12 protein-coding genes are annotated in these 15,780 nt (G+C 43.6%); 9 read left to right on the top strand and 3 right to left on the bottom strand.

Features of this window, described 5'->3' with window-relative positions; translation table 11 throughout:
* Window positions 1-224 precede the first annotated feature (224 nt).
* From rsmH to NSB28_RS14985, 8 genes are all read left to right on the top strand, one after another.
* The gene (rsmH, locus tag NSB28_RS15020) at window positions 225-1,274 is read left to right on the top strand and encodes a 16S rRNA (cytosine(1402)-N(4))-methyltransferase RsmH (RefSeq protein ID WP_109747181.1); all 1,050 of its coding nucleotides are present in this window, start codon (window positions 225-227) and stop codon (window positions 1,272-1,274) included.
* A 187-nt stretch (window positions 1,275-1,461) separates the two neighbouring features.
* Complete coding sequence (locus NSB28_RS15015) at window positions 1,462-3,843, top strand: FtsX-like permease family protein (protein ID WP_109747182.1); 2,382 nt, start codon at window positions 1,462-1,464, stop codon at window positions 3,841-3,843.
* Between the two features lie 12 nt (window positions 3,844-3,855).
* Window positions 3,856-4,626: an ABC transporter ATP-binding protein gene (locus NSB28_RS15010; protein ID WP_109747183.1), complete on the top strand. Its 771-nt coding sequence runs from the start codon at window positions 3,856-3,858 to the stop codon at window positions 4,624-4,626.
* A 3-nt stretch (window positions 4,627-4,629) separates the two neighbouring features.
* Complete coding sequence (locus tag NSB28_RS15005; RefSeq protein WP_109747184.1) at window positions 4,630-5,310, top strand: response regulator transcription factor; 681 nt, start codon at window positions 4,630-4,632, stop codon at window positions 5,308-5,310.
* Entirely contained in the window at window positions 5,297-6,571 is a 1,275-nt protein-coding gene (locus NSB28_RS15000; RefSeq protein WP_109747185.1) for a HAMP domain-containing sensor histidine kinase, read from the top strand. Before NSB28_RS15005 ends, NSB28_RS15000 begins: the two co-directional genes overlap by 14 nt.
* A 68-nt stretch (window positions 6,572-6,639) precedes the next feature.
* Window positions 6,640-7,449, top strand: a complete 810-nt coding sequence (locus NSB28_RS14995; protein ID WP_330581425.1) for an NYN domain-containing protein — start codon at window positions 6,640-6,642, stop codon at window positions 7,447-7,449.
* Between the two features lie 3 nt (window positions 7,450-7,452).
* Window positions 7,453-8,079: a sce7726 family protein gene (locus NSB28_RS14990; protein ID WP_109747186.1), complete on the top strand. Its 627-nt coding sequence runs from the start codon at window positions 7,453-7,455 to the stop codon at window positions 8,077-8,079.
* A gap of 353 nt (window positions 8,080-8,432) precedes the next feature.
* Entirely contained in the window at window positions 8,433-12,482 is a 4,050-nt protein-coding gene (locus tag NSB28_RS14985) for an InlB B-repeat-containing protein (RefSeq protein WP_109747187.1), read from the top strand.
* Window positions 12,483-12,588: 106 nt separating this feature from the next.
* On the opposite strand, the gene NSB28_RS14980 is transcribed toward NSB28_RS14985, so the two are convergent.
* From NSB28_RS14980 to NSB28_RS14970, 3 genes are read right to left on the bottom strand one after another with little or no spacing between them, the layout of a single operon-like run.
* The gene (locus NSB28_RS14980) at window positions 12,589-13,194 is read right to left on the bottom strand and encodes an ABC-2 transporter permease (RefSeq protein WP_109747188.1); all 606 of its coding nucleotides are present in this window, start codon (window positions 13,192-13,194) and stop codon (window positions 12,589-12,591) included.
* Complete coding sequence (locus tag NSB28_RS14975) at window positions 13,191-14,048, bottom strand: ABC transporter ATP-binding protein (RefSeq protein WP_109747189.1); 858 nt, start codon at window positions 14,046-14,048, stop codon at window positions 13,191-13,193. The genes NSB28_RS14980 and NSB28_RS14975 overlap by 4 nt, the downstream gene beginning before the upstream one ends.
* Window positions 14,049-14,051: 3 nt before the next feature.
* Complete coding sequence (locus NSB28_RS14970; RefSeq protein WP_109747190.1) at window positions 14,052-14,426, bottom strand: GntR family transcriptional regulator; 375 nt, start codon at window positions 14,424-14,426, stop codon at window positions 14,052-14,054.
* A gap of 288 nt (window positions 14,427-14,714) precedes the next feature.
* On the opposite strand from NSB28_RS14970, the gene NSB28_RS14965 reads away from it, so the two are divergent.
* The gene (locus tag NSB28_RS14965) at window positions 14,715-15,764 is read left to right on the top strand and encodes an ROK family protein (RefSeq protein ID WP_109747191.1); all 1,050 of its coding nucleotides are present in this window, start codon (window positions 14,715-14,717) and stop codon (window positions 15,762-15,764) included.
* Window positions 15,765-15,780: the final 16 nt, after the last annotated feature.

The following is a 15,780-nucleotide window of genomic DNA, read 5'->3' as shown; positions in this document are numbered from 1 at the left end:
CACCATCCCGCGAGGTGTGAACAGTAACTAAGAACATCTGTACAATGATCAGGATATGAGAAAATAGGCATCTCTGCTTGCAGTATAAGGCTGCTTCTATTATAATATTTTGTAACGGTTCAGTTTTGGCCTGAAATAAACAGCCCAGTACTGGCTAAAAGGTGTTTGTTTGAAAGACACTTCCCATAAAAACTACTCGTTCTGAGGTAAAAGTGAGGTAATAAATGGATAATCAAGAACAGCAGCATAAACGGCGCGTCAGATACAAGGGGACGCATCCAAAGAATTATAAAGAAAAATACAAGGAGCATCAGCCGGAAAAATACGCTGATACGGTAGCGCGAGTCATACAAAAAGGCAGTACGCCAGCCGGGATGCATATATCAATCTGCGTGAAAGAGATCCTGGAATTTCTTCAGATAAAGCCGGGCCAGACAGGTCTGGATGCCACATTGGGATATGGGGGCCATACACAGCAGATGCTGGGGTGCCTGGAACAGAAGGGGCATATATACGCTCTCGATGTAGACCCCATAGAGTCTGCCAGGACAAAGGAAAGGCTTGAGCGTCTGGGATACGGTCCGGATATCCTTACTATTAAGCAGATGAATTTTGCAGATATAGATAAGGTGGCTGCAGAGGGCGGGCCTTTTGATTTCATTTTGGCAGATCTGGGTGTTTCCTCCATGCAGATAGATAACCCGGACAGGGGATTTTCTTATAAAACAGAGGGGCCATTGGATCTTCGGATGAATCCGGAAAAGGGGATTACAGCGGCGCAGCGTCTGAAAACCATAAGCCAGGAAGAGCTGCAGGGAATGCTGATGGAGAATGCAGATGAGCCGTATGCAGATAAGATAGCGAAGGCAGTGGTCAGCGAAATTAAAAAAGGAAGGGATATTGCCACCACCCAAAGGCTGAGAGAGGTGATAGAAGACTCTCTCAAGTTTATTCCGGCAGACATAAGAAAAGAGACGGTCAAAAAGTCATGTCAGAGAACATTCCAGGCTCTCAGGATTGATATTAACAGTGAATTTGATGTATTGTATGAATTTCTGGAAAAGCTGCCGGATGCCCTGGCAAAAGGCGGCCGTGTGGCGATCCTGACATTTCATTCAGGGGAGGACCGGCTTGTTAAAAAATCCTTTAAATATTTTCAGAATGAAGGAATATACAGCGAGATAGCAACAGATGTGATCAGGCCCTCCGCAGAAGAGTGCAGCATGAACAGCAGGGCGCGGTCTACAAAGATGAGGTGGGCCATAAAGGCTTAATGAACTGTGATAAAAAGCACGGCAGTCTGAACAGGCCTCTGTCTATATGACAGAGAATGGTTCAGACTGCCATATTTTTTTGCGCAGGAAAGTTTCCGGAGCTGGAAACTTTGTTCCATTTAAGGATTTTTTCATAATTGAGCTGTTATAATCCCGGTATAAAATATGGAAGGGTAAGGATAATGATATGTTACAGCGGATATTGAAAAAAGATATGAAACGGAGAAAGAGCGTTAATATTATATTATTTATATTTATCACTCTGGCATCCGTATTCTTGTCCAGCAGCGTCAATAATATCCTGGTTGTTAGTTCTGCAGTGGATTACTATATGGACCGTGCAGCGGTTCCTGAAGTGAGCTTGTTTACCGCGGGCACAGATGAGGAGCAGGAAATAAATGACTGGATTGAAAATGAAGGGCCGCTTGTGCGGTCATATGAGAGCGGGATACTTGTCATTCTGGCAGAAAAAAGCATCACACTGGAGCGTGGCGGTATAGAAACCAGCTTTAATTCCAATGGTGCAAGTATATATCTGGGCACGTCAGATGCAGATCACTGCAAGGTGTTTGATGAGAACGGCAAAAGTTTCTCCCTTAATAAGGGTGAGATCGCAATGACCTCCGGGGTCATGGAAAGAAATGGTTTAGAGCCCGGTGATAAGATCCGCATCGCTGAGGGCAGTGTGGATAAAGAATTTACAGTCGGGCTTTCCACAAAGGATGCAGGCTTTGGAAATGATATGGCAGGAATGACGAGGCTGATTGTAAGTGAATCAGATTTCTCGATGTATAAATTAAACCCGGAGGCTGACTTGCTGGGGATGTATTATGTGGATACAGACGGGGCGGCAGATTTTGTCAGAGAACTGAATGATCAGGGATTTTTATCTGTAATGAACTCGGTGACCCGTTCCACTTATGCTATGGCATATTCCTTTGATATGGTCATGGCATCGCTGCTGATCCTGATAGGAATCTGCCTGATACTGATCGCAATGCTTGTACTCAGGTTCACTCTTGTCTTTACCATTGAGGAGGACTACAGGGAAATTGGCATTATGAAGGCTGTGGGAATGAAGGGTTTTGCAATTAAGAAGCTATACCTTATTAAATATCTTGTTCTTGTAGCCTCAGGCTCCATAATAGGGCTGGCAGCCAGTGTGCCGGCCAGCAGCATGATGGTAAAAGGGGTCAGTAAAAATATGATCATGGAAGATGCAGGTGCGAATCTGTGGGTAAATATTATCTGTACGCTGCTTATCATACTCCTGGTGATGCTGTTTTGTTACTGCTGCACAAACAGGCTGAATAAAGTCTCAGCGATAGCGGCTATACGGGGCGGTCAGACCGGAGAGCGGTATTCAGGAAGAGGAGGAATACGTCTGCACCGCCGAAGCAGGATGCCAGTGGCTGTATTTCTTGGAATAAATGATATGCTCAGTCATGTCAGAAGGTATCTTGTAATGATAATCACATTCGGAATCAGCTTTGTGCTCATCACGATCCCGCTCAACACTATCAATACCATGAAGAGCAGCGAGATGGCAAGCAAATTCTGTCTGGACCCGGACAGCGCAGTGTATGTCAAGGATATAGAAAAGCAGGGGGAAGGCTCCTTTAAGAGCAGTAAGGACCTTATAGAAGGGATGGAGCGTGTAAGGAGTGAGCTTAAGGATGCAGGGTATGATGCTGAACTGACGGGTATTCCCATTTATTTTCTTCAGTATGAACAGGCCGGAAAGACTGGAAAAAGCAAGATCGCGACAGTGCAGGCTCTGGGCCCCAACACCGGTTTTATGACTTATCAGGAGGGCAGTGCACCTGTGCTGGAAAATGAGATTGCTTTTTCAAAGGATATCATGAAAGAGAATGGATGGGAAATTGGAGACAGCATAGAGGCAGCCATAAATGGAAAAGAAGAGAAATTTATTATTACAGGTATATATTCTGACTACACACAGCTGGGACGCAGTGCAAGGATGAATCCTGTAATGGACTGCAGCAATGAGATAATGTTTGATTACTGGAGTATTATAGTGGATATGGACACGGATAGTTCCCAGAGTGAGATGGCTGAAGAGTTAAATAAATTGTTCCCCGATTATGGCTGGTCAGATGCCCAGGAGGTGATTGACAGAAATGTGGGAGGCATCCAGCAGTCTCTGCAGGAGATGATGATTCCCATGACTGCACTGCTCTGTGCCATAATCATGCTGATAACATTCCTGATGGAAAGGCTGTTTATTGTCAGGGAAAAAGGCGAGATTGCAATGATGAAGAGCATTGGCTACAGGAACGGATACATCCGTCTGTGGCAGATACTTCGGATGATATGGGCGGCAGTCATATCTATGGCAGCGGCAGTTCCTCTTTCTCTTCTGGCAAATCATTTTGTACTCAGGCCTATCTTTGCCATTATGGGAGCAGAGCTGAAAATACAGGTAATTCCCTGGCAGGTATATGGTATATACCCTGGGATACTGATGGCAGGCATCATCATTGCAGCGGGGATAGGAACTATAAATGTGAAAAAAATAAATATACGGGAACTGAGCAACCTGGAGTAGGAGGATAATAATATGGAGGCTTTAAAAGTATCTAATTTATGCAAGACATATGTTGTAAACAAACGGCAGAACAATGTACTGAGAAATATAAACCTGACAATAAATGAGGGAGAGATGGTGGGCGTTATGGGGCCATCCGGATCAGGAAAGACTACACTGCTTTATACAGTCAGCGGTATGGATGGCGCTACGGCAGGAAAGGTTGATTTTTTGGGAAAGGACCTGACAGCTTTAAGCTCCAATGAGATGAGCGATCTGCGCCTGGAAGGTATGGGATTTGTCTTTCAGCAGATGTATATGCTGAAAAACCTTTCTGTTTATGATAATATAATATTGCCGGCTTACCAGTCTAAGGCAGGAAAGAGCAGAGCCGGACGGAAAATGATAAATGACAGGGCGGGATTGCTGATGCAGAAGCTGGGTATCAGTGAAATTGCGGATAATGATGTGAATGAGGTATCCGGCGGACAGCTGCAGAGAGCCTGTATCTGCCGCAGCATGATCAACAGCCCGAAGATCATCTTTGCGGATGAGCCTACGGGCGCCCTGAATAAGCAGAATTCCATAGAAGTTATGGAAGAATTGAACAGAATCAATGGGGAGGGAACAAGTATACTGCTGGTGACTCATGATATGAAGGTGGCGTCAAAGTGTGAGAGGGTCCTCTATATAGAGGACGGCGATATACGGGAAGACATCTCTCTGGGCAAGCGGGCAGGAGCCGGTGAGGACAGGGAGAGAGAAAGAAAGCTGAATGACTGGCTGATCAAATTAGGATGGTAAGAGATGACAGATGTTTTACTTGTGGAAGATAACAGGGAACTGGCAGGTCTGATAAAAGATTTCCTGGAGAGAGAAGGATATTCAGTCCATCACATAATATCGGGAAGAGAAGCCGTAAAATTTCTGGAGGAAGAGACTGCGGGCATTCTTCTCCTGGATATCATGCTCCCTGAGATGGACGGGTTTGCAGTCTGCAGGGCTGTGCGTAAAAGGTGGAATATGCCTGTGCTCATTATGAGCGCCCGGTCAGGACGGGAAGATAAGCTGACAGGGTATGAGCTGGGAGCGGATGACTATATGGAAAAGCCCATAGACGCCCAGATACTGACGGCAAAGGTCAGAGCTCTTTTGCAGAGAGCTTACGGAGTGCAGAAGGAATCTCAGATCCTCTCATCGGGCGCTGTCACTGTCGACCAGGCATCCCGAAAAGTGTATCTGAAGGGCAGAGAGCTGGAACTGAATGTAAAAGAATACCAGCTTCTGCTGTTGTTTTTAAGAAATCCCGGAAAAACACTGAGAAAAGAGTATATTTTCGGAGAGATATGGGGAATGGACAGCTTCAGTGAAAACCAGACGCTGACAGTCCACATCAAAATGCTGAGAGGCAAAATAGAAGAAAATCCCAGAGAACCGGAGCGGATCATTACAGTGTGGGGAGTGGGATACAGATATGAGGAAATATAATAAGCTGATCATGTTTTCAGTTTTTATGTATCTGGCCGTTGCCCTTATTGCCGGATATGCTGTAAGAAAAGCTGATACAAGCAGAGATAAAGCATATAAAGTAGAGATAAACCGTATTTACAACAGCCTGTCAGGAGATATGTCCCCAGACAGGCTTGATCTGCGTACTTTTAGATATGTGAAGGCAGTCACATTTCTGGCGGCAGAAGATATAGAAAGCGAGGAAAAGGCCGGAGATTTTTTTGCGGCAGGAAATACGCTCAAATCGGAGCTTCATCCCCTCTTTGCAGACGGCTTCATGAAAGGCATACTTAGATTTGACTATCAGGAGCCGGGGTATAATATACGATCCCTTTTGATAATTGTTCAGGTATGTCTGGGGGTGCTTGAGCTTTTTGTGATGGCTGTCCTGATCTATCTGAAATATCAGCTTATCAGGCCTTTTCAAAAGCTAACCGGCCTTCAGGAAGATATTGCGAAGGGACACCTGACGGGCATTGTGAAAGAGGAGAAAAATAAATACTTCGGAAATTTCATGCGGAGTCTGGGCCAGATGAAGGATGCCTTGGAGGTGTCAGGAAAAAGAAGGCTGGAACTGGAAAGGGAGAAGAAAAAAATGCTCATGTCCCTGTCCCATGATATCAAGACGCCTCTAAATACGATTAAACTGTACGGGAAAGCTTTGGAGGAAGAACTGTATAAGGATGAGGAACAGAAAAAGACCGCGGCCAGGCAGATTGGGGTAAATGCTGCCAGGATCGGACAGTATGTAGAAGAAATCATGAAGAGTTCCAGAGAAGATATACTGGACATTCACGTTAAGAATGAAGAATTCTATCTGGCTGAACTGATGAGAAGGGTCCTGGATGCACAGGATGAGAAATGCAGTATCAGGATGCTTAAACTGCAGACAGGAGATTTTACTGACCGTCTGCTTAAGGGGGATATAGACAGGGCTGTGGAGGTATTTGATAATATTTTTGAGAATGCATTTAAATATGGAGACAACAGAAAAATAGAGATATCATTCTATGAGGAAGATTACTGCCAGCTGATCCGTATTTTCAATACAGGGATGGCTGTGTCAGACAATGAGTTCAATCACATCTTCGAGAGCTTTTACCGGGGGACTAACAGCACGGGAAAGCAGGGAAACGGGCTGGGACTTTATATCTGCAGAGAGATCATGAGAAAGATGGGGGGAGAAATTTTTGCAGAAAAAGAAAAAAATGGGATGGCATTTGTGCTGGTATTCAGGTAAAATAGAGTATATATCTTCGTGAGTGGGGCTTTGATTCTCGCGGAAAAAATGGTAAAGAGAAAGGGAGTATGAGTGGAAAAATGGATAACGAATTAAGATTTGCAATATTGATAGACGCGGATAATATATCTGATAAATATATTAAGATCATACTGGATGAGACTGCCAACAATGGCATTGCTACTTACAAAAGGATATATGGGGACTGGACAAGCCCGCAGCTGGCTTCATGGAAAAATGTACTGCTTGAGAATTCAATTATTCCCATGCAGCAGTACAGCTATACCACAGGAAAGAATTCCACAGATTCAGCCATGATCATTGATGCCATGGATATTCTGTATTCCGGGACTGTGGACGGATATTGTATTGTTTCCTCTGACAGTGATTTTACACGTCTTGCGGCGCGTCTCAGAGAGTCGGGGATGCAGGTGATCGGTATGGGTGAGGAGAAGACTCCAAAGCCATTTATTTCAGCCTGCAATCAGTTCAAATATCTGGATCTGCTGTATTCCAACCAGCAGGAAGAGGAAAAGGAAGAGGCAGTGGAGAAGCAGTCCGGTTCAAGGAATCCGGAATCAGGAAAGAATAAGCGGAAAGATATAAAGCCAAAGGATAAGGAATTAAAACATATCAGAACTACGATCAATGCCATCATAGACAAGTTCTCTGATGAGGACGGATGGCTGTCATCAGGGAAGCTGGGGGACCAGCTGTCGAAACGTATGCCTGATTTTGACGTCAGGAATTATGGATTCTCCAAACTGACGCTGTTTATTAAGTCTCTTGAGGATTACGATGTGGAAAAAATATCTACAGGAAACGGCCAGAAACAGATTTATTTCCGTCTCAAGGCCAGGAAGCAGGAGAAGGTTTAAAAAGTGCTGTATGACAGAGATATAAGAGAACCGGTTTTTGATTATCTGGAGGAGCGTTTCGGAAAGACCCGGGTTTTTGAAGAAAAGACAATTGGAAAATCCAGGGCGGATATCCTGCTTCTGACGGAAAAACAGATCATCGGCCTGGAAATAAAAAGTGACGCCGATACTTATGAGCGCCTGAAGCGCCAGATCCGCGATTATAATAAGTTTTGTGACGCAAATTATATCATCATTGGGAAATCCCATGAAAAGCATGTAGAGGAACATATCCCAAAAGAATGGGGGATATTGACAGTCCAGGCCAGGGATAAAAATGTCTGCATAGAGGAGAAAAGGCCGGCTCAGGAGAATCTAAAGATGAAAAAAGAGCAGCAGATAAGCCTCATGTGGCGCCCTGAGCTGCAGCATCTGCTGGAAATCAACCATCTGCCGGTGTACAGGCAGAAAAGCAAGAAATTTGTGCAGCAGAAGCTTCTGGAAAAACTGGACTGGGAGAATTTAAAGATTCAGATGTGTGAGGAATTATTCGAGAGGGATTATACACTTTGGGATGTTGAGGTTTTTGGGAGGAAAAGAAAATCCTTAAAATTTCAGACATCCTCAGGGACTCTAAAAAAGAAAGGATAATGAATATTCTTTTTGGACTGCAGATTATTTTGAGAAGGATATAATTAAAGAAATAATTTACATATAATTTATCATAAGAACCGCTGTTTCTGATGTTATATCCAGGACAACGGTTCTTTTATTAAAAAAAATATCCGGGCGATATTTTTATATTTGGACTCAATGTCCGGATTTGTTTCATTTCATAGGAAAGTACATCACCGCTTTGTTCATATCAGTGTTGAACAGTGTAAAATAAATAATGCTATCTTTTGTAGGAAGTAAGTAGTATAATTATATGTGACGATTTTGTGACAGAAACATAAAATAGTATAAGAATTTGAAATGAGACAAGTGTATCGGAGGGGTTTTTTATGAGAGAAAAAATCAAAAAAGTGTTAACGATGTTTTTGGCATTGGTGCTATTTGTAAATATATCAGGTTTCAGTTCAATGGCCGTCAGCTATGAAGGAAGTGGAGAGACAGAAGCAGCCTTAGAGCAGCCGGAAGAGACGGAGGAACAGACAAAAGCAGTTGCAGTCCAGCAAGAAACAGAGAAACAGACAGAAGCAGTCATAGAGCCGCTAGGAGAAACAGAGGAACAGACAGAAGCAGTCACAGAGCCGCTGGAGAATACAGATAACCTGGCAGGCCAACAGATCATCACAGGGTTTGAGCCTCTGAAAGAAGATGTTATACAGTTTGAGAAGAAACAGCCATTAAGTGAGATAATATTTCCGGGGCAGATCAAAGTTTATATAAACAATACAGATACTGCAGTGCCAATCTCTGTGAGCTGGGTGTGTGACGATGACTATGAGAATACAGAATACGAATTGTATACATTCACACCTGTTTGGGATGAGCAGCAGTATATTCTGGCTGAAAATGTTGATATATTTTCAGTGCCTTACATTGAAGTTGAAATTAACGGGGTGAAGAATCCAAATGCGAGAGATGGTGATGAAGTCACTACTCAGGAATCAGATTTTAACTATTCCACCAATAATGACACGATTACAATCACGGGATTAACGGCTTCATTTTTGTCGTCGCTGACAGATAATCAAAAGCAGAATATCCATCTTGTTATTCCCGAGAGTATCGGGGGAGTAGCTGTCACAGAGATAGGCGGTAAAGCATTTAGTGCTAAATGGAACAGCACTTACAAAGGTTACAGATTTGTAAGCCTTGATCTATCATCGACCATAAATCTGCAGAAGATAGGGGAGTATGCATTTGAAAATGCTTCTGATCTCCAGGGGTCACTTGTGATACCAGATCAGGTAGTTGAAATTGGCGCTTATGCATTCAGCGGCTGTAAAGGATTTTCAGGAAGCCTGCAGCTGCCACAAAATTTACAAAGTGTTGGTAGGTATGCATTTTGTAACAGTGGTTTCGGCGGAGAGCTGAATTTACCGGAAAGCCTGCAGACAATAGGGGACAGCGCATTCAGGATAAGCGAATCCGGGCTGTCAGGCTTCTCAGGGGAATTGGTAATACCGGGGAATGTAACTAAAATTGACCAAATTGCATTTTCAGGAAATGCAGGTATCACTTCTGTCAGATTTGAGGGTACATCTCTCAAGGAAATACCCACATCTGCATTTCGAAACTGTGGACTGACAGGTTCTTTAACCATTCCGTCTAATATTCAAAAAGTAGGAGCCAATGCGTTTAATGGTACAAATCTGGAAACAGTGTATCTTCCTAAAATGGATGACCAGTCAAACACAGAGTTTTTACAGAGCAGTACCTTCGGTAGTTCGCCAAAACTGAATGCGATTGTCTGCGATGAGCTGGATTATAGTATTATCAAAAACTTAGTGGGATCTACGCTCAGCAAAAAGTTGGGATATGAAGTCCAGATAAAATTTATGGATGGAGACGGCCAGGCGGCAGATTCAATCAGCAGACTATATAACCGTCCATTTAATTACACAAAGGATATAAATGGGGTATGGAAAGCTGACAGTACTTATAGATTTCCTGTTATTCAGGGAAAGGGGTGGGGACTTTCTGCAAGTGCGGTAAAGGAAGTCTCAGAGACTGACAATGTGACCCAGGAAAAACTCTACGCAATCGTTCCGTTGGCTGACCCAGTATATACTTACAGTGATGGAATTGATAAGGTCTATGACGGTCTTCCTCAGACGTTGACAGTGACGGCAGAACATCCCCTGGCAAAGCCTATCGGGAAAGCATCTGTCGGGGATGTGGTATTTTACTATTCCTGGTACTGGCTGACGCTGAATTCGGTTCAAACAGAGTTTGAAGGATTTGATAAGGATTCTTATGAGGTGACTGATGTCAGGGAGCCGGGTTTTGCGATAGCATGTCGGGTAAAGATTGAGGCGTGCGTTATCAATGAGAAAAATGGTAAATATGTAGCGACTTCATTTAAAACAACATACCATGACTTCTCTGTCAATCTGCGCCAGGCCCCGTCTACAGTAACGCCAGTTTATCCAAAGGGAATGATAAATATTGCGGATGGGATGCCGGAGATATCACTGTCGGTTGGGGATACAGAGGGCACGGTCAGCTGGAATGCGGGCCAGACGCTTCAGGCAGGTAAAAACGAGTATACATGGACCTTCATACCGAAAATAAACAGTGCAGACAGCTATAATTATGAGACAGTGACAGGCAAGGCTGAGTTAAATGGAGTCGATGGAAAGGTATTTAATATAGAAGTCAATAAGGCTGACCATGGGCAGATAAGTCCCGGGGATGCATTTGAGACTGTACAGGGCACAGATATAGAATTAAAGTTTAAAGCTGATGACGGATATATGCTGGAAAGTGTCATAGTAGATGGTACAGATGTTATAGACAGAGTTATCAAGAACAAGTATACAATTGCTGATATTCAGGCAGACCATACAGTCGGCGCTGTATTTTCTCTGATGTCATCCAAAGATGTGGAGGAAATAATAGAACAGATACCCCAGGTTCCTGAGGGGGCTGTCCCGGATCCTGAACAGCAGGAGTCAATTCTGGATGCTAAGCGTCATTATGAAGCTTTGGCGGAAGATGCCCAGGCAGCAGTCACAGAGGACTCTAAAAAACAGTTAAACGAGGCCATAGCTAAACTGCCTGGTGTTGAGGTAAAAGTTTCAGGGGATGTAATTGTTGAAGACAAGAATATGCTGTTGGAAAATATGACTTCTGAGGAAGCGGAGAAATTACAGCAAAGTAATAATGGTGCGTATAGAATTGAACTTGTCGTGGAAGAGGAGGTACCGGAACAGTCTGAAGGTGAGGCTATAGAAAACCAGCTGGCAGGCGCTACAATGTATAAAAATTTTAATGTGAGAGTATTAAAGACAGTTCGCGCAGACAGCCAGGAAAGCACTGAACATATCAATGTGCTGAGAACTCCGGTAAGCCTGATCTTCAATATACCGGCTGAAATCAGGCAGGCTCCAGCAGGATATACCAGGGAGATCTTTATAGTCCGGGCACACACGTCAGATGGAATTACAACTGCTGAGATTTTACCGCATAAAGATATTGATGAATCAACAATCTTGGTTGTAAGTGATAAATTTTCCGCGTATTCCATAGCATATAAGGATACTCAGATTAAGTATGCAGTATCCTTTGACAGTCAGGGCGGAAATGCGATAGACAGTATGGACGGGGTAGCTTACGGTGATAAAATCAAGCCTCCGGCTGAGCCTGTACGAAATGGTTATATATTTACAGGATGGTATGGAGATCAGCAATGTACGGAAATGTGGAATTTTGAAGAGTATGCCATAACCAGTGATATGACGCTTTATGCAGGCTGGCGGCCTGTTGAATCTGAATCAGAGGAAATGTCAGAGACAGAGCAGACCACAGAGCCGGGAAAAATGACAGAATCAGAGGGTGAGTCAGGAACAGAGAAGCCGACAGAGACAGAAGAGATTGCAGAGTCTGAGAAACCGGCAGAGACAGAAGAAGCTTCCGAGTCGGAAAAAATGACAGAAACGGAAGGGATGTCAGAGACTGAAGCTGGGAAAACCCCGCCTGCTTCTGAGGCCGTATTTACTGTATCTTTTGACAGCCAGGGCGGAAGTGCCGTAGAGAGTATGACAGGTATTGTAAAAAACAGCCTGATTCAGTCTCCGGCATCACCTAAACGTGATAATTATTTATTTACGGGCTGGTATACTGAAAAAGAATGCATCAGACTGTGGGATTTTGAAAACGACAGGGTCAGCGGCAATATGACATTGTATGCAGGATGGAATCAGGTAAAGTCAGGCACAAACAACTCCCAGAATCCCCAAAGCCCAGGCAACACTCAGACACCAAAAACGGGAGATAACACTGATAGCAGAGGTTTGTGGGGAACTGCTGCAGGCTCGCTGCTGGTAATGTTCTCTATGCTGGCATTGAGGAGAAAGAAGAAAGATAAATTCGAAAAACGCTGATGGATTAGGCGGAAGAATCCATCTGCCGCCGGGATCCAGTGGAAAAGCACTTTGCCTTAAGATGGGTAAAGTGCTTTTCTTGTATATGTTTCATATTATATTAATATTAAATATCCCTTTTCGGAATGAACTTACATGACAGAGTCAACGAGATAAAAAATAACAGAGCAGAAGCACAGATGCAGGTTATGGACATCAGCAGCATATTATCGAACAACAGAGAGAGAACTACGAATATACCGGCAGCCAAAGGATATGATATAAGGGAGCCTAAGATACTTTTTTCTTCATTGAAAATAAAGTAGCATGGTATCATGCTGCTTCCTGACAAAAAACAGAGCGTGATACTGATACTTATAAATAGGAATATCTTTTCAGGATCAAACTCACGGAACATGAATGAAATAACAAGGCTGAGCAGCGTTCCGGCGGCAAGTCCGGCCGCACTGAGCAGAACATACATGAGATATTTACTGCTGATTAAAGTCTGTCTGCTGACAGGCAGTGTCACAGAAAGCTTGGCCCAGCCGGATGTTTTATCAGAATTTATTGTAGTAACAGATATCATTCCCAACATTACAGTGGCCAGAACGATCAGGACATACGGTGAGGCCAGGAAGGCCAGACCTGTCCCTACAGCTACAAACTCTACAAGTATTATAAGAAGCAATGATTTTATAATATAGAAGTCTTTTAAAAGAAGTCCTTTCATGGCTTTTCTCCCTTCAAATACATGAGCATGATCTCATCGATCGTGGCAGGCTGTATAAGTGCTTTTGGATATTTCTTTTCTGCTTTTTTCCTGTCAGAGACAAGCACCTGCCATTCATAATCCTGTTTCCTGCAGGTAACAATATCCTGTCTGTCAAAAAGGCTGAACTGTGCTGCACCGCACTTGATGATCCCGTAATTTACTAATAATTCATCCTTTGGCTTGGAGAATATTACCTTTCCGTTGTGAAGGAACACAATATAGTCGGCAATTTTTTCAAGATCACTTGTAATATGTGATGAAACCAGGACGGAGTGGTCTTCCTCCTGCATAAAATCTAGGAGAATATCTAAAATATCGTCTCTTATGACAGGATCGAGTCCGCTCGTAGCCTCATCCAGGATCAGCAGCCTGGGATTATGAGAAAGAGCAGCTGCAATAGAAAATTTCATTGTCATTCCCCTTGAGAAATGTTTGAGCTTTTTACTCAGGGGAAGGGAAAACTCATCAAGTAAACGGCTGTATATTTTGCTGTCCCAGGTATGATAGATTGTATTAAGTACGTTCCCAAGCTGTTTTGGGGTGAGGGTATCAGGATAGTTGCTGCCGTCGAATACCACTCCAATATGATCTTTATTTTCCTCACTTATACCGCCGCCGTCAAATAAGGAAATACTTCCGCCATCTGTATTTATCAGACCGAGTACTGCTTTTAATGTTGTACTTTTACCCGCGCCGTTTTCTCCTATCAGGCCTACTATGCTTCCCTGGGGCACTTCAAAGGAAATGTTGTTCAGAGTGAAATCCTTGTACTGTTTTGTAAGGTCTGTTATTTTTAGTGCGTTTTTGCCCATATCTCAATCCTCCTCATACAATAAAGTCAGCAGCGCCTGCAGTTTATCCAGTTTAATTCCGCTGGACCGTGCGATATCGATAGCATCTGTAAAATGTTCTTCGATTTTCTTTTGCTGTTCTTCTAAATAAAAATCCTGGTTTTGAACGGATACAAAGCAGCCTTTTCCAGCGGTTGTCTCTATAAATCCATCATCCTGGAGCGAATCATATGCTTTCTGCACAGTGAGCACACTGATATGCAGGGATTTGGCCATGGCTCTTATAGATGGGATGGCCTCCCCGGCCTTTAAGTCTCCATTCATGATCAGAGCCTTTATCTGAGAAGATATCTGCTCGTAGATTGGCTTGCTGGCATGATTATTAATCAATATTTCCATTCCATGCCTCCTCGTGATATTGTAAAGTGTATTGCTGATACAAGTACAGTATAATACAGTATAAGACAATGGTCAAGAGCAAAATTTTTACATGCGTGTATTCCATGAACAAACTCTTGCGATGGGGAGTTCAGATATTATATTCCTTGACTCCTGCAAGCGGATACCGAAACGGAGTGTAAAGAAAGTGTTGACTTACCTAAAATTTCAGATATACTTATATTATAAACTTATAAAAGTAAAGGCTGAAAGTGGCCGATACAAACTGAAAGTATAGGAGAATCAAATATGGAAGATAGATTAACAGCCAGGCCCATGCTATTGAAACAGGCCAACCTGTCCCTTGTCCGCAAAACCATAAGGGATAAAAATACAGCTACAAGGGCGGAGATTGCACAGGAAACCAGGATCAGTTCCACCACAGTCCGCGCTCTGCTGAGTGAAATGATGCAGAACGGTGAAATAGAGAGTATCGGATTTGATGAGTCAAGCGGCGGGCGCAAGGCTGAGAGGTACAGATTCAGGCCGGACAGATACTATGGCGCTGCTTTATGTATGGAAGGCACGAAAATTTACGGACTTCTTGTAAACACTTGCGGTGAAATAACGGATACTACAGAATTAGATATCGCAGACAGGGACATCCAGGAGGTTATAACATCCTTTCTGGACGGTCTGCTCAAGGAGAAAGAGATAAGAGCGATAGGGATAGGCGTTCCGGGAATTGTAGAGGGAGGCAGCTACTGGAAAAAGAGTATTCACGGTGATGAATGGTTTAAATCTGACCTGGGAGATATCCTTTCGGAGAGGTATCATATCCCCGTTGTATTGGAGAATAATCTGAATGCTACTGCAATTGGATTTGGACGCTGCTATCTGAGGGAGTTTCCGGAAGAGAAGATGGAGGACACTAACATGGCCTACATTCATCTTGAAAAGGGCTGTGTCAGTGCAGGATTTATCGCCGGAGGCAGGATCATACGCGGCTGCCATAATTTTGCAGGAGAGCTGGGACTGATTTACATGGAAGATGGCAGACTGCTGGAAGAATGGATGAATGGTACAGAAGATGATGTACAGTATACAGCGGCAGTGACAAGAATGATCAGCTGGATCTGCGGCATACTTAACCCCAGATATATTGCCCTGGGGGGACCGGGGGTCCGCCGGGACTGCATAGGGCCGGTCAGTGACAGCCTCTATTCGCTGCTCCCCCGCAACATGTTTGCAGAAATACTGTATTCACCAGATGTGCTCCATGATTACCAGGATGGTATGGCTTATCTTACAGCAGGGCAGATGTTTGACGACGTGCAGTTCACTAAGGAAATATATTGACGCAGGCTGATAGATG

It is taken from the genome of Murimonas intestini (assembly GCF_024622195.1).
GTDB lineage: Bacteria > Bacillota > Clostridia > Lachnospirales > Lachnospiraceae > Murimonas > Murimonas intestini.
This window is presented reverse-complemented; position numbering and strand designations above follow the sequence as displayed.

Excerpts from the sequence above, each read along its gene's own strand:
- NSB28_RS15010 (WP_109747183.1), top strand. The coding sequence starts at position 3,856 with ATGGAGGCTTTAAAAGTATCTAATTTATGCAAGACATATGTTGTAAAC.
- NSB28_RS14975 (WP_109747189.1), bottom strand. The coding sequence starts at position 14,048 with ATGGGCAAAAACGCACTAAAAATAACAGACCTTACAAAACAGTACAAG.
- NSB28_RS14965 (WP_109747191.1), top strand. The coding sequence starts at position 14,715 with ATGGAAGATAGATTAACAGCCAGGCCCATGCTATTGAAACAGGCCAAC.
- NSB28_RS14985 (WP_109747187.1), top strand. The coding sequence starts at position 8,433 with ATGAGAGAAAAAATCAAAAAAGTGTTAACGATGTTTTTGGCATTGGTG.
- NSB28_RS15015 (WP_109747182.1), top strand. The coding sequence starts at position 1,462 with ATGTTACAGCGGATATTGAAAAAAGATATGAAACGGAGAAAGAGCGTT.
- NSB28_RS15000 (WP_109747185.1), top strand. The coding sequence starts at position 5,297 with ATGAGGAAATATAATAAGCTGATCATGTTTTCAGTTTTTATGTATCTG.
- NSB28_RS14980 (WP_109747188.1), bottom strand. The coding sequence starts at position 13,194 with ATGAAAGGACTTCTTTTAAAAGACTTCTATATTATAAAATCATTGCTT.
- NSB28_RS14995 (WP_330581425.1), top strand. The coding sequence starts at position 6,640 with ATGAGTGGAAAAATGGATAACGAATTAAGATTTGCAATATTGATAGAC.
- rsmH (WP_109747181.1), top strand. The coding sequence starts at position 225 with ATGGATAATCAAGAACAGCAGCATAAACGGCGCGTCAGATACAAGGGG.
- NSB28_RS15005 (WP_109747184.1), top strand. The coding sequence starts at position 4,630 with ATGACAGATGTTTTACTTGTGGAAGATAACAGGGAACTGGCAGGTCTG.
- NSB28_RS14970 (WP_109747190.1), bottom strand. The coding sequence starts at position 14,426 with ATGGAAATATTGATTAATAATCATGCCAGCAAGCCAATCTACGAGCAG.